The sequence below is a fragment of the Candidatus Limnocylindrales bacterium genome (genome assembly GCA_035571835.1).
Classification (GTDB): Bacteria; Desulfobacterota; Binatia; order UBA1149; family CAITLU01; genus DATNBU01.
The window spans coordinates 13,083-33,470 of the sequence record DATNBU010000019.1 but is presented as its reverse complement, the minus strand read 5'-3'; the positions used below and the strand labels follow the sequence as shown (position 1 = coordinate 33,470).

Annotated in this window: 14 protein-coding genes; 1 reads left to right on the top strand and 13 read right to left on the bottom strand. The window is 66.5% G+C overall.

What is annotated here, in order from left to right; genetic code table 11:
* The 3 genes from VN634_09215 to selA form a co-directional block, all read right to left on the bottom strand.
* On the bottom strand, positions 1–304 hold a 304-nt coding region (locus VN634_09215; protein ID HXC51048.1), incomplete at its 3' end, for a hypothetical protein.
* 15 nt (positions 305–319) lie between these two features.
* Positions 320–2,332: a selenocysteine-specific translation elongation factor gene (gene selB / locus VN634_09210; protein HXC51047.1), complete on the bottom strand. Its 2,013-nt coding sequence runs from the start codon at positions 2,330–2,332 to the stop codon at positions 320–322.
* Positions 2,316–3,776, bottom strand: coding sequence for an L-seryl-tRNA(Sec) selenium transferase (gene selA / locus VN634_09205; protein HXC51046.1), 1,461 nt, complete (start codon positions 3,774–3,776; stop codon positions 2,316–2,318). The genes selB and selA overlap by 17 nt, the downstream gene beginning before the upstream one ends.
* A 200-nt stretch (positions 3,777–3,976) precedes the next feature.
* Here selA and VN634_09200 point away from each other — a divergent pair, with 200 nt between their 5' ends.
* Positions 3,977–5,350, top strand: a complete 1,374-nt coding sequence (locus VN634_09200) for a CCA tRNA nucleotidyltransferase (protein ID HXC51045.1) — start codon at positions 3,977–3,979, stop codon at positions 5,348–5,350.
* Between the two features lie 45 nt (positions 5,351–5,395).
* Here VN634_09200 and VN634_09195 read toward each other — a convergent pair whose 3' ends face one another.
* The 10 genes from VN634_09195 to mfd all read right to left on the bottom strand — a co-directional run bounded on the left by VN634_09195 (position 5,396) and on the right by mfd (position 20,325).
* Complete coding sequence (locus VN634_09195) at positions 5,396–6,862, bottom strand: leucyl aminopeptidase (protein ID HXC51044.1); 1,467 nt, start codon at positions 6,860–6,862, stop codon at positions 5,396–5,398.
* Positions 6,863–6,982: 120 nt separating this feature from the next.
* Positions 6,983–7,450: a hypothetical protein gene (locus VN634_09190; GenBank protein ID HXC51043.1), complete on the bottom strand. Its 468-nt coding sequence runs from the start codon at positions 7,448–7,450 to the stop codon at positions 6,983–6,985.
* A 345-nt stretch (positions 7,451–7,795) separates the two neighbouring features.
* The gene (locus VN634_09185; GenBank protein HXC51042.1) at positions 7,796–8,119 is read right to left on the bottom strand and encodes an iron-sulfur cluster assembly accessory protein; all 324 of its coding nucleotides are present in this window, start codon (positions 8,117–8,119) and stop codon (positions 7,796–7,798) included.
* The gene (locus tag VN634_09180; GenBank protein ID HXC51041.1) at positions 8,116–9,327 is read right to left on the bottom strand and encodes an IscS subfamily cysteine desulfurase; all 1,212 of its coding nucleotides are present in this window, start codon (positions 9,325–9,327) and stop codon (positions 8,116–8,118) included. Before VN634_09180 ends, VN634_09185 begins: the two co-directional genes overlap by 4 nt.
* A gap of 188 nt (positions 9,328–9,515) precedes the next feature.
* Positions 9,516–9,959 (bottom strand): hypothetical protein, encoded by a 444-nt coding sequence (locus VN634_09175; protein ID HXC51040.1) that lies wholly within the window; start codon positions 9,957–9,959, stop codon positions 9,516–9,518.
* 114 nt (positions 9,960–10,073) lie between these two features.
* Positions 10,074–12,893, bottom strand: a complete 2,820-nt coding sequence (gene uvrA, locus VN634_09170) for an excinuclease ABC subunit UvrA (GenBank protein ID HXC51039.1) — start codon at positions 12,891–12,893, stop codon at positions 10,074–10,076.
* On the bottom strand, positions 12,890–14,263 hold the full coding sequence (locus VN634_09165; GenBank protein ID HXC51038.1) for a phosphomannomutase/phosphoglucomutase: 1,374 nt from the start codon (positions 14,261–14,263) through the stop codon (positions 12,890–12,892). Before VN634_09165 ends, uvrA begins: the two co-directional genes overlap by 4 nt.
* Positions 14,260–15,315 carry a 4-hydroxythreonine-4-phosphate dehydrogenase PdxA gene (gene pdxA, locus VN634_09160; GenBank protein ID HXC51037.1) on the bottom strand — a complete coding sequence of 352 codons (1,056 nt, stop codon included), beginning with the start codon at positions 15,313–15,315 and terminating at the stop codon, positions 14,260–14,262. The genes VN634_09165 and pdxA overlap by 4 nt, the downstream gene beginning before the upstream one ends.
* Entirely contained in the window at positions 15,312–16,727 is a 1,416-nt protein-coding gene (locus VN634_09155) for a peptidylprolyl isomerase (GenBank protein HXC51036.1), read from the bottom strand. The genes pdxA and VN634_09155 overlap by 4 nt, the downstream gene beginning before the upstream one ends.
* Positions 16,714–20,325 carry a transcription-repair coupling factor gene (gene mfd / locus VN634_09150; protein ID HXC51035.1) on the bottom strand — a complete coding sequence of 1,204 codons (3,612 nt, stop codon included), beginning with the start codon at positions 20,323–20,325 and terminating at the stop codon, positions 16,714–16,716. The genes VN634_09155 and mfd overlap by 14 nt, the downstream gene beginning before the upstream one ends.
* Positions 20,326–20,388 lie beyond the last annotated feature (63 nt).

Sequence of the window (20,388 nt, the reverse complement as noted above, 5' to 3'; positions counted from 1 at the left end):
CGACCATCGGCGGAAAAAAATCGACGGTGCTGACGAGCGCCTTGCCGGGCACGAAGCGGAACACACCCGCGTCGTCGCAGGTCTCGTTGCCGACCAGGACATCCGGATGCTTGTTCTTCGGAAGCTTGCCGAGCACGCTGCGAAGATCGGCCGGCCCGAGCTTGCACGCGCATCCGCCGGAGCTCACGTGCTGGGTCAGGCGTATGCGCGCCGACGGAGCCGCCGCCTTCGTTCGCGCGGCTTTCTTCTTTGCCGGCGACTTGTCGCGGGATGCGGCCGCACGGGTCTTCTTGCTTGTGGCCATCTCTTCCTCGCCGGATCAGCTTCGCCGGAGCTTTCGCACGTCGCCGACTCGAATCGTCATCCCCGAGCGATCGAACCAGTCGAGCAGCGGTATACAGTACTTGCGCGACGCGGCAATGAGATCGCGAAACCCGGCCGGCGAGATCTCGCCCGCACCTTCCAGATAGCGGGAAAGCCGGTCACGAATGTCGTCGAGCGCGGCAGCCGAATAGAACATGTCTGCGGAAATCTTCACGAGCTGACCTCGCAGCGCAAGCACACCGGCGACCTTTCGCGCGCGATCGATGGGGATGCCGAGCGCGTCGGCCCCTTCCTTGATCGTCGGCGGACTGACGCCCGCGGTTTCGACGAGCGAAAGAAACCGCGCCGCAATCGCATCGTCGGCGCCGCTGAGCGCCGGCGCATGGGCCGGGGAGCGAACCACGTTTCCACTGCGGCGCAGACGCCCGCCGGCAAGCAGGCGATCGACGAGCAGTCGGAAGGTTCGCGAATCGACGGCGGGTCGCACCATTCCACGAAGGTGCTCGACGTCGACTCCGGCGACGCTCGGGTGATCGCGTTCGAATCCGACCACCATGGCGGCGAGATCCGACAGCGTGCGCTCCAGACGCTCGGTCGTGACGACGAGCTCCGGCGAGCGTTCGTCGGGCAGCGCCGAAAGCGCCGGATCGCTTGCGACCGCGCCCAGCAGATCGGACTCGGCCATGCCGGCAGCGAGCGCAGCTTCGCGCGGCGCAAGGCCGAGACCGGATGCCATCGTCAGCAGTGCATGAAGCCGCGTCGCGTCCTCGCCGTGCTCGAGCCTTTCGAGGTCCGGGCGCACGCTGCCGCGCGACTTCCGGTGTTTTTCGGCGTGTGCGACCAGCACTACGCCGCCGCCGAGCGTGCGGCTCGCGGTCTCGTCGCGAATGATGAAACGGTCGCCTGCAGCGGCCACCAGCGGTACTGCGAGCGCGAGCTGCGCAAAGCCGCTGCTGCGCGGCGCGACCTCGGCAACTCCGTCGAGCCAGATCAGCCGGGCCGGAGTTTCGCGCGTTCCGTGATGCACGCGTACCCGCACGTGCGAAGCGAGCGGGCGGCGGGCTGCCGGCCGCACTTCGATGCGCGCATCGAGTCGCGACGTGACCAGGCCTGCGCCCAAAGTCGCGCCGGTTGCCGTTGCCGCCGCCGTGACGGTATCGCCGCGAACGATGCTGTCCTTGTCGAGGCCGGCGAGGTTGAGCGCAACCCGCTGTCCGGCCGTCGCGAACTCGGCGGGTTCGCCGTGCACCTGGATCTCGCGCACGCGCGAACGCCGCTCGCCCGGCAGCAGCATCACTTCGTCGCCGACCTCGACACGGCCTGCAATGGCGGTGCCCGTGACGATGACGCCGTGTCCTTTGCGAACGAACACGCGGTCGACCGGAATCCGCAGGATTCCGTGCTCCGGTTTCGATTCGAGCCCGGCCAGCGCCGCGGCGATTTCGCCGCGTAGCGACTGCACACCCTCGCCGGTTCGCGCGGAAACCGTCGAGACCGGCGCATCCTCGAACGGCGTACCGGCAGCAAGAATTTCGATCTCCCCCCGCACGTCGCGAACCCGATCCGCACTGACCGCATCGATCTTGGTGACGACGAAGATCGCGCGCCGCACGCCGAGCAGGTGGACGATGTCGAAGTGTTCCTCGGTCTGCGGCATCACTCCGTCGTCGGCTGCGACGACCATCAGGACCAGATCGAAGCCGTGCGCGCCGGCGAGCATCTGGCGGATGAATCGTTCGTGCCCGGGCACGTCGACGATGCCCACGCGGCCGATTCCGTCGAGATCGAGGTGCGCGAATCCGAGCTCGATCGAGATCCCGCGCTCGCGCTCTTCCGGCAGGCGGTCGGTATCGATCCCGGTCAACGCGTGCACCAGCGCCGACTTGCCGTGATCGATGTGTCCGGCCGTTCCGACGATCGCCCGCAGGACCGGCCGGTGAAAACCGCCGTCGCGTGGCGCGCTCGAGCCCGCCGCTGCAGGCGCCGCGGGTTCAGCGTGCGGGCGCATCGGGAACGGCCGGAACGAGATCGTCCGGGGCGTCGATCACGCGCAGATCCAGAAGAAACACGTCGCGCTCGATGCGGCCGAGGATCGGCGGTTCGGAGGTCCGGAACATGCGCTCGATCGCAACCGCGTCGAGATCGCCGGCCCGCACCGCGATCGCAAGCGATGCAATCGGATGATCGGGCTGCGAACCGCTGCCGGCGCGCGCACTGGACGCGACCAGCTCGAACGAAAAGCGCGGCGCGAGTTTCTCTTCGAGCAGCGCGATCGCTCGTTCTCCGATCGCACGCAGCTCGCCGACGGAGCGCGCAAGAAAACGCAGGACGGGGATGTCGTGCTGCGGTGACGTCGAGAACCGGTACGTTCGCAGCGTCGCTTCGAGCGCGGCCAGCGTCATCTTGTCGCAGCGCAGCGCGCGCCGCAGCGGATTCATGCGCAGCCGGTCGACGAGCTCGCGGCGGCCGGCGATGATTCCGCACTGAGGCCCGCCGAGCAGCTTGTCCCCGCTTGCGAGCACGAGGTCGGCTCCGGCGCGAATGCGTTCGCCGATGAGCGGTTCTTCGGCAAGACCGAACGGCTGCAGGTCGACGACGGCCCCCGAGCCGAGATCCTCGATCACGTGAATCTCCGGGTGCCCGGCCGCAAGCGCGGCAAGCTCGTCCAGTCCGACCGACGAGGTGAATCCGACGATGCGGTAGTTGCTCGCGTGCACTTTCATGAGAAGCGCCACGTCCGGTCCGATCGCTTTCCGGTAATCGGACAGGTGCGTGCGATTGGTGGTGCCGACCTCGCGCAGTCGCGCGCCGCTGGCCGCCATGATGTCTGGAATGCGAAACGATCCGCCGATTTCGACCAGCTCGCCGCGGGATACGACCACATCCTTGCCGGATGCGAGCGTGTTGAGCACCAGGAACACCGCCGCCGCGTTGTTGTTGACGACAGTCGCCGCTTCGGCGCCGGTCAGGTCGCACAGATGCTCTTCGACGAGCTCGTCGCGCTCTCCGCGCTCTCCGCGCGCGAGGTCGTATTCGAGATTGACCTCGCCGCAGGCGGCAAGCCTTACGGCGTCGATCGCCGCAGTCGAAAGCCGCGCGCGGCCCAGATTGGTATGAAGCACGATTCCGGTGGCGTTGACGACGCGGCCGAGACGCGGCCGCGCGCGCGCGCGGAGCAGCTCGAGCGAGCGCAGCGCGATTGCGTCGGGATCACAGACATCCGCGGATTCTCCCGAACGGATGCGCTCACGCTCGACGGAAATCGCTTCGCGCACTGCTGCGACGGCGCTGCTGCGCGAGAACGCGGCGAGCTCCATGTTCGACGAGAGCACGGCGTCGACCGACGGCAGCCGAGAATACGGGCGTGGTTCGCCGGCTTCCTCCTGCGCGTGCGGCCGCACGCCCGGAATGGAAACGACATTGCCGCGGGAGCTCGTTGGTCGCTGCGACATCGCGTCGCATCCTGCCCCGGAGCCCGCCGTGCCACAAGGTCCGGCGCGAGGTTGACCTTGCCGCGATGGCTGTGGGACCATCCGCCGGTGCCGCACTCTTCGCATGCCGATGTGTCGGTGCGCCGGAAATCGGGGACAGACACCGATTTCCTGAAATCGGTGTCTGTCCCCGATTTCGCCGATACTGCTGGAATTCGCCGATGAGCTCGCCGTCACGATCCGGGACGCAAACCGCGAGCCTGCTGCGCAGCGAGGCGGAACACATCGTCCGCCGGCTTCAGGCCGCAGGCCACGTCGCCGTGTTCGCCGGAGGCTCGGTTCGCGACGCGCTTCTCGGATACGCGCCGACCGACTACGACGTGGCCACGTCTGCTCGCCCCGAAGATGTCGAAGCTCTGTTCGAGCACACGGTACCGATCGGACGCCAGTTCGGCATCGTCCTGGTGCCGAGCGGACAGCATCATTTCGAGGTCGCGACGTTCCGCAAGGACGATCAGTACGTCGACGGGCGCCGGCCGGTGGCCGTCGAGTTCACCGACATCGAGACCGACGCGCGCCGGCGCGATTTCACGATCAACGCGATGTTCGAGGACCCCGTTGCAGGCCGGATCCTCGATTTCGTCGGCGGCCGCGCCGACCTCGAGGCCGGCATCGTTCGCGCCGTCGGCAATGCGCGCGATCGCTTCGCGGAGGATCATCTGAGGCTGCTGCGCGCAGTGCGGTTTTCGTCGCGCCTGGGATTCCCGATCGAGCGCGAGACCCTGGACGCCGTCGTCCACGCCGCCGCCACGATCACGAAAGTTTCCGCGGAGCGCATCGGGGACGAGCTCGTCCGCATGCTGACCGAAGGCCGCGCGCGGCAATCGTTCGAGCTGCTCGACCAGACCGGGCTTCTCGCGCACGTTCTGCCGGAGATCAGCGAGCTCAAGGGATGCGAGCAATCTCCTGAGCATCACCCCGAGGGAGACGTTTTCGTGCACACGATGCTGTGCCTCGGGCATCTGCCCGCCGGGTGCAGCGAGACGCTCGCATTCGGCGTGCTGCTGCATGACGTCGCCAAGCCGCTTTGCGCCGGCACCAAGCCCGACGGCTCGAGGACGTTCTACGGCCACACGCGCGACGGCGCCGAGATGTCCACGCAGATCCTGCGCCGGCTTCGTCGCAGCAACGCGACCATCGAACGGGTCGCGTTCCTGGTCGACCAGCATCTGCGGCACTGCTCGGCAGCGGAGATGCGAGCGTCCACGCTCAAGCGTTTCCTGCGCCAGGAAGGGATCGACGAGCTCATGGAGCTGGCACGCATCGACGCGCTGTCTTCGCGCGGCGATCTCACGCACTGGAATTTCTGCCAGAGCGCGCTCGCCGAGCTCTCGGACGAGCAGATGAAACCGCCGCCGCTGATTCGCGGCGAGGACCTGCGCGAGCTCGGCATGGAGCCGGGGCCGCTTTTCAAGACCGTGCTGCGCTCGGTCGAGGACGCCCAGCTCGAAGGCAGGCTCCAAAGCAGACAGGACGCGCTCGACTACGTACGGCGGGAATTCCTCGGCGAGCAGCAGCCTCCGGAGCGATCCTAGCGTCGCGCGCCGCCGGGAATTGCCGGCGCCGCTCGAATCCGCGGCTCAGCCGATCGAATCGAGGTACGCGAGCAGCGTGCGAATGCCGAAGCCGGTTCCGCCTCTCGGCAGGTACTGCATGCTCTTTTCGGCAAACGCCGGACCGGCGATGTCGAGGTGGGCCCACTTGGTCTTGCCGACGAAGTGCCGCAGGAACAGCGCCGCGCTGATCGTGCCGGCGTAGCCGCCGCCGACGTTGCGGATGTCGGCGACCGACGACTTGATGTCGTCCTCGTACTCTTCGACCAGCGGGAGCTGCCACAGCGATTCGCCGGTCTCGCGTCCGCATTCGATCAGCCGGTCGATGAGCTTCTGGTCGTTGCCGAGAATTCCCGCGATGCGCGTGCCGAGCGCAACCATGCATGCACCGGTCAGTGTTGCCGCGTCGATGATGCAGTCGGGCTCGAGCTCGGTCGCGAGGCACAGCGCATCGGCCAGCACGAGGCGGCCTTCGGCATCGGTGTTGAGCACTTCGGCCGTCGTGCCGTTACGGAAACGGATCACGTCGCCGGGTTTCTGCGCGCCGCTGCCGGTCATGTTTTCGGCCGAAGCGATGAAGCCGTGTACTTCGACGGCCGGGGCCAGCACCGGCAGGCACTTCATGATGCCGAGCACCATCGCCGCGCCTGCCATGTCGAGCTTCATGGTTTCCATCGACTTGGCCGGCTTGAGCGACAGCCCGCCGGAATCGAATGTGATTCCCTTGCCGACGATCGCGACCGTAGCCTTGGCGCGGCGCGACGGCGTGTAGACGAGCTTGATCAGCGCTCCGCCATGCCGGCTGCCGGCGGAAACGCCGATGATCCCGTTCATTTTTTCGCGGCGCAGGCGTTCGCCCTGCCAGACTTCGCAGCGCAGCGTTCGACCGCGCGCCATCGAGCGTGCCGCAGCCGCAAGGTCCGAAGGGACCAGTGCGCTCGGCGCTTCGTTGATGAGGTCGCGGGCCATTGCGACGGCTTCGCAAACGGCCTCGGTCTCGCGGATCGCGGTGCGCGTGCGCGCGTTGTCGGTGAGCGCGGGCGACGACAGCGTCACGGTCTTCGGTCCCGCGTACGCGTTGTCTTTCTTCGCCCGGTATTTTTCGAAGGTGTATCCGGCCAGCCGCATGCCTTCGATGACGGCCGATACGACATCCATGCCGCGGTCGGCGGCGTCGAGCGCGAATCCAACGCTGACCGGGCGTGCGGCCGAGCTGACCGCACGTACTGCGGCGCCGGCCCTGCGCCACTGCTCGCTGGTCTTGCCGTCGCCGACACCGACCAGCACGAGATCGTGTCCGTCGGCCTGGATCGTCAGCGTTGCGCCGGGCTTGCCCTTGTATCCGAGCCGCTTCGCGCGTTTCGACGCGCGATCGAGCACGGCCTTCGGCAGGCCCGCGACTGCGCCCGCAAGCTCCTTGCCGTCGCGCACGGCGATGGCGACCAGATCGGCGGACGCTTCCGCCGCTTTAAGACGCGCGATCTTGATGATCATCGGGCTCCTGCTCCGTCTCGACCCGGTACCGGAAAAGGCCCGGGCAACGGTCACGTTCTAACGTGACCGTGCTTCCGAGTCTCGCCGGGTCTTGCGCAGTCAGGCCCGCGCAGGGTGTCGTCAGGCGACGCTTTCGCCGACCATCGCAAGGCCGGTGTCGGACGCCTGCGCAGGCACGATGCGCGCCGTCGGACGCTCCGGTCCGGTGCGGCGCCGCTGCGCGCGCGGCAGGTCCTTCGATCGTTCGCACCAGTCGAGCAGGCCCTGGCGAACGTAGTCGGGGTTCATGCCGAGAAGCATGCAGACGTTATTGAACGAGAAGACCCCGCGGTCGTCTTCCGATCCGATCCAGCCCTGCGCGTCGAGGAAAAGCTGACGGCGCTTGGCATCGCGTGCATGGATGTGTTTCTGCACGCATTCGATCGCGTCCTGGATCAGCGCGACCAGCAGGCGATGCTCGCCGGACGGGAACTTTTTCCGCTGGATCGCACCGAAGTGCTGCGCAGGAAGAATGATGTCCGGATCGAAGACGTCGAGAAGGCGCTCGTCGGACTGGAACCGACCTCCACGCTCAGTGGCTTCCTCCATCTTACAACCTCCACAACCGCACCGGGATTCGACCCTTCGTCGATCCCGTCCTCATCCACCGATGAATGACCCAACCACTTTTCGAACGTGTCGCATCCCTGGGGCAGCATTGGGGTCCCGAGGATAAAGAGTCCCGGACCCTCGCCGGCGGTCAGACCGGAGCTTCCACCCGGATCTCAGAACCGACTTCACCCATTGCTGGAAGGTCGGCTTCCAAGTTCGAGGCAGGCTGTTCGATTTCCCCTCAGAGCAACAAGACACACGTGCGCTGATCCGACTAACGGAGTCAAGACCTTCGGAGGGATTTTGTGCACCCGGCCATAAAAAACGGGCCGATGGCAGCGATCAAACCACGAAGGATTCGCCGCAGCCGCAGGTCGATTTGACGTTCGGATTCTGGATCTGGAATCCGGCGTTCTGAAGGCTCTCGGCGTAGTCGACCACGGTATCGACCAGGTACAGGTAGCTTTTGCGGTCGACGAGTACGCGGCCGCCGCCGGCGCCTTCGAAGACCTTGTCGCCCTTCTTCTCGGCGTCGAGCTCGATCTTGTACTGCAGACCCGAACAGCCGCCGCCGACGACCTTGATGCGAAGACCGCTGACCGGCGTAGGCGAAGTCTCTGCGAGCTTGCGGATCCGGGTTCCCGCTTTGTCGGTGACGGTGATCATGGATGTCCTTCCGAGCCGCGCGCCGCGGCAACCGGACTTTCGCGATAAAACGGCGACAGCGTGCGAAGCCTGCGCACTTCGGCAATCACGCGCTCGGCGGCGTAATCGATCTCGTCTTCGGTATTGAAACGTCCGATGCCGAACCGGATCGACGAATGGGCCATTTCGTCACTGACGCCGATCGCACGCAACACGTACGACGGCTCGAGCGTTGCCGAGCTGCACGCCGACCCCGACGAGAGCGCGATCTCGCGAAGCCCGAGCATCAGTGATTCGCCTTCGACGTGTGCGAAACTGACGTTGAGGTTGCCTGCCAGTCTCGCTTCGAGATCGCCGTTGATCTGGATCTGGTCGAGTCCGCGAACGAGCGCGGCGCGAAGCCGTTCGCGCAGCGCGAGCACGCGTGCGGATTCCGCAGCCATCTCCGTGGCGGCAATCGCGGCGGCCGTTCCCATCCCGACGATTGCAGGAACGTTGAGTGTGCCCGATCGCATGCCGCGCTCGTGACCGCCGCCGTCGATCTGTGCCGTGATACGTACGCGCGGAGCCCGCGCGCGGACGTAAAGCGCGCCGACACCTTTCGGCCCGTAACATTTGTGCGCGGACATCGACATCAGGTCGACCGGCATCGAACGCATGTCGACGGGTATTTTTCCGACGCTCTGGGCTGCGTCGGTGTGAAAGAGTACGCCGCGTTCGCGGCAGATGCGGGCGATTTCGGCAATCGGCTGGATCACGCCGATCTCGTTGTTGGCATGCATCACCGACACCAGCACCGTGCGGTCGGTGATTGCGGAAGCCACATCGGTTGCCGCGACGAGGCCTCTGGAATCCGGACGAAGGGTCGTCACTTCGGCGAGCCCGTCGCGAACCAGCGCCTTGGCAGAATCGAGTACCGCCTTGTGCTCGGTGGCCACGGTGACGATGTGGTTGCCGCGCGCGCGATGGAAATGCAGCGCGCCTTTGATCGCGAGGTTGTCGGACTCGGTGGCTCCGCTGGTAAAGACGATCTCTTTGGAATCTGCGCCGATCAGCGACGCGATCTGGCCGCGCGCTTTTTCGACCGCCTCCTCGGCTTCCCAGCCGAACGCGTGCGTGCGACTCGCCGCATTTCCAAATTTCTCCGTGAACCACGGGAGCATCGCGTCGAGGACTCGCGGATCGACCGGAGTCGTCGAATGATGGTCGAGGTACACGCGCCGTTTCACTGGAAATCCTTTACGCGGTCTGGTTGCCGCCGCCGGTCGAAAATAGGGACGCCGGCAAGGGCGATCAACCCTGGATCGCCCAATCTCGCCGAGTCGATTCGAAATAGACGGCTCGCAGCCCGTTTCCTTCGCGAATGCACGCGAATTGGGCCGTTCGAGTCTGCTGGAACCGGGATGTTGATCGGGGGCTATCCGGCGCTGCGTGCTCCCCACTTTACGGTATACGAGATGTCGTAGCCGTGGCCTTGTCCTTTCACCACGGAGCCGTCGATCGAGATGTGGTAGAAATCGCTGACTTCGACCGGCACGGTCCACACGCCTTTTCCGCTCGCCGTGATGTGCGTCGAGGTGCCGTCGCCGAGCTCGCCATCCAGCGGACGGTATACGTAGAACCACAGGCTCCCGGCGCGGATCTCCGCATCGTACTCGATCACGATCTCCTGCCCTTTGACGAAGTAGAACGTCTCGAGACCGACGTCGATGCCGCGCCGGTTTTCTCCGACGATCGTAACCGGACCGGCGCCGAACGTGCTGCGGGTCATCGACGCGTAGCCGAGCCACGGCCATGCACCCGACGCATAAGACGCGACCCATCCGACGAGCAACGCAAGACACATCAGCAGTCCGCGCACGATGAATCCCCCGGCGCGATGCTGCCGGGCAGTCGCAGGCGTGACAAGCCCGCGCCGTCGTCCGCAGCCGCAGGCAGCGCGACAGCGACATCCGGCAAGGGCCGCTACAGCGATTCAGCGCCGCTTCGCCTGGGCGAGCGCATCGCGAAGGAAACGTCCGGTGTGCGACTCGTCCGAGCGCGCGACATCCTCCGGCGTGCCGCAGACGACGACCCGGCCGCCGCCGCCGCCGCCTTCCGGTCCAAGATCGACGATCCAGTCGGCGACCTTCGCGACGTCGAGGTGATGCTCGATCACCACGACGGTATTGCCGGCGTCGACGAGCATGCCGAGCACGTCGACGAGCCGGCGCACGTCGGCGAAATGCAGACCGGTCGTGGGCTCGTCGAGGATGTACAGCGTGCGTCCCGTCGCGCGGCGGGCGAGCTCCTTGGCGAGCTTGATGCGCTGGGCCTCGCCGCCGGAAAGCGTCGTCGCCGACTGTCCGAGGTGCACGTAATCGAGACCGACCGAAGCCAGCGTCTCCAGCTTTCTTCTCGCCGACGGGATCGGCGACAGGAACTCGAGCGCATCGGCAACCGTCATGTCGAGGACGTCGGCGATGCTTCGGCCCTTGTAGCGGACTTCGAGCGTTTCGCGGTTGTAACGCCGCCCGCCGCACGCGTCGCAGACGACGTAGACGTCGGGAAGAAAATGCATCTCGACACGGATCATGCCGCCGCCGGCGCAGTTCTCGCAGCGTCCGCCCGAGACGTTGAACGAGAAGCGGCCGGCCGCGTAGCCGCGCATGCGGGCTTCGGGCGTCATCGCGAACAGGTCGCGGATGTCGCCAAAAAGCCCGGTGTAGGTGGCCGGATTCGAGCGCGGGGTGCGCCCGATCGGCGTCTGGTCGATGTCGATCACCTTGTCGATGGCTTCGATGCCGTCGATGGCGTCGTGCGCGCCGACTTCGAGCGAGGCACCGTTCAGGCGCCTCGCGAGCGACGCATAGAGCGTGTCGATCACGAGCGAGCTTTTTCCCGAGCCCGATACGCCGGTCACGCACGTCAGGCATCCGAGCGGGATCGCGACGTCGATGCCCTGCAGGTTGTGGTGGCGCGCGCCGCGTACGACCAGCGACTGCCCCGATCCCGAACGACGCTTCGCCGGCAGCTCGATGCGTTCGCGCCCGGAGAGAAACCGTCCGGTCAGCGACGACTCGACGGCCATGACCTCCGCGCTGGTTCCCTGCGCGACGATCTGTCCGCCGAGCTTGGCCGCGCCGGGACCGAGGTCGATCAGATGATCGGCTGCCTGCATCGTATCGGCATCGTGCTCGACGACGAGGACGGTGTTGCCGCGGTCGGTCAGTGCACGCAGGCTCGACAGCAGGCGCGCGTTGTCGCGCTGGTGCAGCCCGATCGACGGCTCGTCGAGGACGTACAGTACGCCCGTAAGACCGGCGCCGATCTGCGTCGCAAGCCGGATACGCTGGCTCTCGCCGCCCGAGAGCGATCCCGTGGCGCGCGCAAGCGTCAGGTAAGACAGGCCGACGTGCTGGAGGAAGCTCAGGCGCTCGAGAATCTCGCGCAGCACCAGCTTGGAAATTTCCTGCTCGCGCCTGGAAAGCTTCAGGTGATCGAGGAACGCGGCGGCCTCATCGAGCGGCATCTCGACGACGTCGACGATGCTGCGGCCGCCGACGAGCACCGACTGCGCCTCCTTGCGCAGTCGCTTGCCGTCGCATGCCTCGCACGGCTTCTCGGTCATGTACGGCTCGAGCTCGGAGCGCACCCATTCCGAATCCGATTCCTTGTAGCGGCGCGTCAGCAGCGCCGCGACGCCCGCAAACGCACGCGTCGAGCCTTTCGAGAACGCGATTTTCCGGTCTCCGGTGCCAAACAGGATCGTGCGCCGCGCCGCTTCGGGCAGCGCGTGCCACGGCTTCGCAATGCTGGTGGCGTTTTCTTTCGCGATCGAGGCCAGCGCCCAGTCGTATTTGTCGGCAAGGCGGCGATTCCAGCCGGCGAGCGCTCCGTCCTCGATCGTCGCGTCGGGCTTCACGACGAGGCGCTCCGGGTCGATCGTCGATGTGCGGCCGAGCCCGTTGCACTCCTTGCACGCGCCATGCGGGCTGTTGAACGAGAACGTGCGCGGGCTCAGCTCCGCGAACGAGATCCCGCAGGTCGCGCACGCGAAGCGCTGGCTGAAATTTTCCTCGCCCGAATCGCCGTCCGGAGAATTCCATGTCGCGATGATGCTCTGTTCGGCAAGGCGCAGCGCGACGCCGATCGAATCCACGAGGCGGCTTTCGACGCCCGGCCGCAGCACCAGCCGATCGACGAGGACTTCGATGGTATGCGTCTGCGTGCGCGCCAGCGGCACGTCTTCGCTGAGATCGCGCAGCACCCCGTCGACACGGACGCGGAGGAAGCCCTGCTTGCGAAGATCCGCGAGCTCTTTCTTGTATTCACCCTTGCGGCCGCGCACGACCGGCGCGAGCACGTCGACCTTGGAGCGCTGCGGAAACTCTGCGATGCGCGCCGCGATCTGCGCGACGGTCTGCGACGAGATCTCGCGACCGCACTGCCAGCAGTGCGGCTTGCCGATGGTCGCATAGAGCAGGCGCAGGTAATCGTAGACCTCGGTCATCGTGCCGACGGTCGAGCGCGGGCTCTGCGTGGTCGTCTTCTGCTCGATCGAGATCGCCGGCGACAGGCCTTCGATCGAATCGACGTCGGGCTTTTCCATCTGTTCGAGAAACTGCCGCGCGTAGGCCGACAGCGATTCGACGTAGCGCCGCTGGCCTTCGGCGTAGATCGTGTCGAACGCGAGCGAGGACTTTCCCGAGCCGGACAATCCGGTGATCACGACGAACCGGTCGCGGGGAATCTCGAGATCGATGTTCTTCAGGTTGTGCTGGCGCGCACCCCGAATGACGATCGAATCGCTCATTCTGCCGGTAGATCCTCGCGCAGCTTGTCGAGCTCGGTTTCGATCAGGCGCCGGTAGCGAGCGAGCGAGACGTCGTCGGTGGCCTCGAAGCGCAGCACGAGGATCGGCTGCGTGTTCGACGCGCGGATCAGGCCCCAGCCGTGATCGAACACGACGCGCACGCCGTCGACGTCGACGATCTCATGGCCGAGCTCGCGGAAACGCCGCAGCGCAGCGTCGGCCAGGCGGAACTTCTGCTCGTCAGGACACGGCACGCGGATCTCTGGAGTGGACACGCTGCGCGGCAGGTCCGAGAGCATGTCCTCGAGGCTGCGCCGGGTCCGCGCGAGGATCTCGATCATGCGCGCACCGGCATAGATGCCGTCGTCGAAGCCGAAGTAGCGGTCTGCGAAAAACAGGTGGCCGCTCATCTCGCCGCCGAGAAGCGCGCCGGTCTCGCGCATCTTGGCCTTGAGCAGCGAGTGGCCGGCTTTCCACATGATGCCGTTGCCGCCGCGGGCCGCGATGTCGTCGTAAAGCCGCTGCGAGCACTTGACCTCGGAGACGATCGTCGCGCCCGGATGACGCTCGAGGATGTCGCGCGCGAACACGACGAGCATTTCGTCGCCCCAGACGATGCGGCCCTTCGCATCGACGACGCCGACACGGTCGGAATCGCCGTCGAACGCGACGCCGAGATCGGCGCCCGTCTCGCGGACCTTGGCGATGAGGTCGGCAAGATTCTTCTCGACCGTCGGATCCGGGTGATGATTGGGAAAGTTTCCGTCCGGCTCGCTGTAGAGCTCGATGACCTCGGCGCCCATGCTTCGATACACGCGCGGAGCGACCGGACCCGCCGTGCCGTTGCCACTGTCGACGACCACCTTGAGGCCCGCGGCGACGCGGCCGAAATGCTCCGCGAGAAATCCGCAGTAGGCCGGAACGATCTGGAACTTGTCCTCGCTGCCGCTTCCCGACGTGAAGATGCGGTGGTCGATGCGGCGCGCGAGGTCGCGAATGTCGTCGCCGTAGATCGTCGACTTGCCGACGACGATCTTGAAGCCGTTGTGGTCGGCCGGATTGTGACTGCCGGTCACCTGGATGCCGGCCGCGAGATCGAGATGATGGACGGCGAAGTACAGCAGCGGGGTCGCGCACATGCCGACGTCGGTCACGTCGATGCCGGTTTCGCGAAGCCCCTGCTCGAGCGCACCGGTCTGCGCGGCGCTGCTCAGGCGGCAGTCGCGTCCGACGACGCAGCGCGAAATGCCGCGCTCGCGCAGCATCGTGCCGAACGCGCGGCCGAGAAGCGCAGAGAACTCCTCGTCGTAGTCGACGCCCGGAATGCCGCGAATGTCGTACTCCCGGAAAATCTGCGGGTTGAGCTTCAACGCGGCTTCCTTTTCGCCGGGACGGCTTTCCGTGCGCGCCGTGGAGCGGAACCTCGCGCGCCGGGCGCGTGGCCGCTGCCTTTCGCGGAGCTGGCCGCGCCGCGGCCAGCCGCCATCGCGGCAGCGAGCAGGATCGACGCTTCCATGCTGTCGGCGCTCGCGCGGCCGCTGCCGGCGAGGTCGTACGCGGTGCCGTGATCCGGCGACGTGCGCAGGAACGGAAGCCCCATCGAGACGTTCACCGCCTCGCGGAAGTCGACGAGCTTAAGCGGGATCAGTGCCTGGTCGTGATACATACAAAGAACCGCATCGTATGCACCCGAGACTGCGGCGGCAAACAGCGTGTCGGCCGGAAACGGACCGCTCGCGTCGACTCGCGCCGCGCGCAGCCTGCGCACCGCAGGCGCGATGATGCGCGCTTCCTCGTCTCCGAACAGTCCGCCCTCACCGGCGTGAGGGTTGAGCGCGGCAACCGCAAGGCGCGGCTTCGCGATGCGATGAAAGCGCGCGAGGTGATCGGACGCCGTACGGCCGGCAGCCACGATGCGATCGGTCGTCAGCACCGTCGGTACTTTCGCGAGTGAGATATGCGTGGTCACCAGCACGACGCGCAGCCGCGGTCCCGCCAGCATCATCGTCGCCGGCATGCCGGCAAGCTCGGCGAGATACTCGGTGTGTCCGTCGTAGTGGTGACCGGCCTCGTGCAGCCAGAACTTGTTCAGCGGCGCGGTCGCGAGCGCGTCGGCCCGTCCCGTTGAGGTCGCGAGCGCCGCGGCCTCGAGATAGCGGAATGCCGCTTCCCCGCAGCGTTTTCCCGGTTTCGGCAGACTTCCCGCAAGACGCAGGCTGGTCACGGGCTCGATGCGCTCGATCGCGCTCGCTGCGCCGGCTGCGATTCGCCGGGCTTTGCGCGCGGCAGCGATCACGGCCTCGTCACCGTATACGACGAGCCGGCACGCGCGTCGCACCGATGGACGCGTGGCGGCTTCGACTACGATCTCGGGTCCGATTCCGGCCGGGTCGCCGAGACTGACGGCGACGAGCGGCTTCACGGAGCAGCGGGCTCGCGGGGCGCGTCGGCCGTGCCCGTAGCGTTGGTCGCGGGCATCGCGACCGCAGCACCGCCGACGGCTGCATTCGCGCTCGCAGTGCCGGCGACTGCAGGATTCGCCGGAGTCGCGGCCGAAGCAGTTCCTGCGCCGGCAATCGCTGCCGGCTTTGCCGACGCTTCGCTGGCACGTGCATCGGCGTCGGCAGCAATCAGCGCAAGACCGTCGACGAGGATCTCGACGCGATGGTCCTTGCGCAGATCGGTCGTGACCCACTTCTGGTAGCGTTCCTGGAGGCGCTGCTCGTAGAGCTTGTCGGAAAGCTCCTCCTTCACCTGCTCGAACGGAACCCGGCCGGACACCTTGATGTCGATCAGCTTGACGATGTAGTAGCCGCCGGGCCCCTGGATCGGCTCGGAAACATCGCCTTCCTTCAGTCCGGCGAGTCCCTTTTCGAAATGCGACGCCATCGTGCCGCGCTTGAAGTCGCCGAGATGGCCGCCTTCGGCCGCGGCCGGCCCTTGCGAGTATTTGCGTGCTGCCGCCTCGAAGTTTCGATCGGCTTCCTTGCGGACCTTGCGGGCCTCCTCGAGCGCCGCGTCCGCCGGCTCGCCGAGCTTGACCGGGAGGAAGATCGCTCCGACTTCGAGTTTTTCGTCCTCGACGTACTTCGGGTCGTTCTCCCAGACGTCGCGCACTTCCTCCTCCGGAACATTGACGCGCGAACGGATCTGCAGGTTGACGAGCTGGATGCGCTCGACTTCTTCCCGCATGCGCTCGTAGTAGTCGTTCCACGACAGCCCGGCCTTGGCGATGTCGAGCTCGAGCGTCTGCCGGGTCTGATGAGTTTCCTGGAGGATGCCGGCGATGTAGCGATCGACCATCGAGTTTTCGGCGGCGATGCCGTTCTTTTCGAACTCGGCCTTGAGAAGGCGGTGCTCGATCATCGAATCGAGCAGCATCTTGTAGTTTCCGCGCACGTCGGGCGGCAGAAACGGCGCGCTGCTGGTGCCGTAGCGCTTGAGCTCGCGGAGCGTGATCGGATCGCCGTCGATCACCGCAACCACACCGTCGAGGAATCGGGAATTGGTGTTCTCGGTGTCGGTCTTAGCGGCGCTTTCGGCGGGCGCCGTCGCAGCGCCAGGTTTCGCGGGCTTGGCTGCAGGGGACTTCGCCTTGGCGGTTTTCGCAGTAGCGGGTTTCGCCGGCTTGGTCGCCGCCGATTTCGTGGCAGCCGGTTTTGCCGGCTGGATGACCGCAGGCTTGACCGGCTTGGCCGCCGGGCTTTCGGCCGCCGCCGCAGGTGCCGCGCACACCATCAGGATCGACGCCGCTGTCAGCGCAAGCCGCGTACGAAGTGCGGTCGTCTCCGGGACAGCCGCCGGGCGACGCTGTGCGTTCTCAGCGCGCTGCACGGCGGATCCTTCCGATCTTGCCGAGCGGCGAAGGCTGCTGTTGCGTTCGATCATCCGTCGATCCTCCGTCACCTTTCTCCAGCCGGTCGAGAAGCTTTTCGATATCGTCCACCAGGTTGTCCCAGCCGCCGGGCACCGTCGTCATCATCAGCACGTTTTCGGGCCGCAGCCGGTAGCGCTTGGGCTGCCGCGCCGCCAGCGCAACGAGGAGATCCGGGGATACCGGCGAGCGGGCGTCCAGCCGCAGGGCCACGACGTTATCGCTGGCCTTGAGCGAGACTACAAGAAGACGCTTGAGCGCAGGCCTCAGGCGCATGATGCGGACGAAGTTGCGCGCTTCTTTCGGAAGCGTGCCGAAGCGATCCTCGAGCTCCTCGCGAAGAGAGCTGACCGTGTCCGCATCCGGCGCGCCCGCGAGGCGCTTGTAGAGCATCAGGCGCTCGCCGATGTCGGAAATGTACCAGTCGGGCAGGAACGCTTCGGTGCCGAGCTCGATCTCCGGCTCGACCTGCGCCAGCGGGATGATGCCGCGCACCTCCTGCGTAGCCTCCTCCATCATGCGAAGGAACATATCGAAACCGACCGCACCGATGTGGCCGGACTGGGCTTTGCCGAGCAGGTTGCCGGCGCCGCGGATCTCGAGATCGTGCGCGGCCAGCCGAAAGCCCGCGCCGAGGTCGTCGAGGTCCTGCAGCACGGCAAGGCGCTTGCGCGCGTCTTCGGTCATGCGCTCGCCCGGAACCAGAAGGTACGCGTACGCGCGCCGATGCGAACGACCGACGCGGCCGCGGATCTGGTAGAGCTGCGCGAGGCCGAACGTATCCGCACGATCGATCAGGATCGTGTTCGCGTTCGGAATGTCGAGCCCCGATTCGATGATCGACGTGCAGACCAGCACATCGACCTTGTGCTCGAAGAAATCGACCATCACGCGCTCGAGATCGTCCTCGTCCATCTGCCCGTGGCCGACGCCCACGCGGCAGCCGGGAACGAGCTCGACGATGCGGTGCGCCATCACGTCGATCGAGCTGACGCGGTTGTGCACGAAGAACACCTGGCCGCTGCGCCCGAGCTCGCGGCGGATCGCCTGCTGGATGAGGCCTTCGTCGTAGCGCGCCACGTACGTGCGGATCGCAAGCCGGTCGACCGGCGGCGTTTCGATCAGGCTGAGGTCGCGAACGCCGCTCAGCGAAAGCTGCAGCGTGCGCGGGATCGGCGTGGCCGTCATCGTCAGCACGTCGACCTCGCGGCGCAGCTTCTTCAGGTGCTCCTTCGCCTTGACGCCGAAGCGGTGCTCCTCGTCGATCACCAGCAGGCCGAGGCGTGCGAACTCGACGTCGCTCTGCAGCAGGCGGTGCGTGCCGATCACGACGTCGGTGGTTCCATCGGCAAGGCCGGCTACGATTGCCGCATTCTCGGCCTTGCTGTGAAACCGCGACAGCGTCTCGACCTTGAGCGGATAGCCTTCGAAGCGCGTGCGCAGCGTCTCGAAGTGCTGGCGCGCCAGCACGGTGGTCGGAACCAGCACCGCGACCTGCTTGCCGGCCATCGCCGCCAGATACGCGGCGCGCACGGCAACTTCGGTCTTTCCGTAGCCGACGTCGCCGCAGACGACGCGGTCCATCGGCCGGTCGCGCGCAAGGTCCTCGACGATCTCGCGGATCGCGGTGAGCTGGCCTTCGGTTTCCTCGAACGGAAAGCGCGCTTCGAACTCTTCGAAGTCCGCGCCCGGGCGCGCCCACGGCGGACGCTTGCTGACCTGACGGAACGCTTCGAGGTCGAGAAGCTCGCGCGCCATTTCGAGGATCGAGTCGCGCGCGCGGCGTTTGGTCCGCTCCCAGCTCGCCCCGCCGATCTTGTCGAGCTGCGGAACCGCGCCGGTGCCACCGCTGTATTTCTCGACGAGGTTGATGCGATCGACCGGCAGGTAGTAGCGGTCGCCGCCCGCGTATTCGATATGCAGGAAGTCGCCTTCCATGCCGGCGGCCTTCATGTGGCGAAGCCCGCGGTAGTGGCCGACTCCGTGATCGACGTGCACGACGTAATCGTCGGGCTTGAGCTCGGCCAGCGCGCTCAGCATGCGCGCGCGCCCGGCGCGGCGCCGGCGCGGCCGCGAGCGGCGCTCGCCGAACATTTCCTCGTCGCTGACGACCAGAAGATGATCGGCGTTCAGCGTGAAGCCTTCGTGCAGATGTCCCTCGACGAGCCAGATCGATCCCTTGTGGCCCGCCATCGCTTTTGCGAACGTCTGCCCGCGCACCACGTGCTCGACGCCGGCGAGCGACAGCAGATGATCGATGCGCCCGAGCTGGGTCGGATCCGACGCGAGCAGCACCACGCGGTTGCCGTCGTTGCGCGCGCCCGTCAGCGCGTCGACGACCGGCGCGAATCCGCTCTCGCCGCGCTGGGCCTTCGCGTGGACTCGCGCTGCGGTGATGCGCGTGTTGGCCGCGACGTCGACGCGCCACGTGCGGTGTCCTGGCTCGCCGCCCGATTCGACCGCTTCGGCAAAATCGAGCTCGATGCGCGGCCGGCGCGAAAGCAGCGCGTGCAGCTCCGCACGGTCGAGATGCAGCAGCGACGCTTCGGGATGGAAGCTGCCGGCACTTCGCGCGGCTTCGGCCGCGTCGGCGAGCGATTCGTGCAGCGAGTCGACCGCGGTCTCGACTCCCGGCGGATCGACGAGAACGATCAGCGTCGACGCCAGCAGATGATCGACGATCGTCGTGCGCTTTCCGTATGCGTACGGCGCCAGCAGCTCCATGCCGGGGAAATGCACGCCGGTCGCAAGGTACTCATCGAGCCGGCGGCGTTCGGACGAAGGCAGCAGCAGCTCTTCGCAGCGCGCGCCGATGCGACGGCGGATTTCCGGGTCGGCCAGCCGCTCGAGCGCGACCGGCGCCGACGGCAGCACCACCAGATCCTCGCTCGGCTGGAACGAGCGCTGGTCGCCGGGGTCGAACAGCCGGATCGAATCGATCGCGTCGCCGCCGAGCTCGACGCGGATCGGATACTCGAATCCCGGAGGCCACAGATCGATGATGCCGCCTCGCACGGCGATCTCGCCCTGCTCGTCGACGGTCGCGACTTTGCGATAGCCGGATTCCTCGAGCTTCGGGACCAGCTGCTCGAGCAGCAGCTCGTCGCCGACGACGAAATACAGTGACGTCGAAGCAAGCACGTCCGGCGGCATCGCCCATTGCGAGAGCGCATCGACGCTCGCCACCAGCACCGGCGATTTGCTCTGTGCCAGCTGATAGAGCGTCGACGTGCGCGACGCTTCGACGTCGACCGACGGCGACACCATCTCGAGCAGTGGCGCCTCGCGGCACGGGAACAGATGCACGCGGCGCGCAAGGAAACTGTCGTCGCCTTTCTCGCCGAAGAAAGCCTGAAGCTCGGCGACCATCTCCTCGGAGGCTTTCTCGTTCGGCGTGACCACCAAGGTCGGCCTGCCGAGCCCTTCGAGGATGCGCGACAGCACGTAGGCCGGCGATCCGCCGGTCAGGCCCTGGATGCGCCAGCTCAGCTCCGGATAAGCCGAAAGCTCCTCGCCGAGCGCGCTGCGAAGCTGGGAAGTCGAGACGTCGGAAATCAAGCGTGCAAAATCAACGGCGCAGACTACTGGTGCAAGTTGGGGCGCAAATCAACGGCGCCGGCG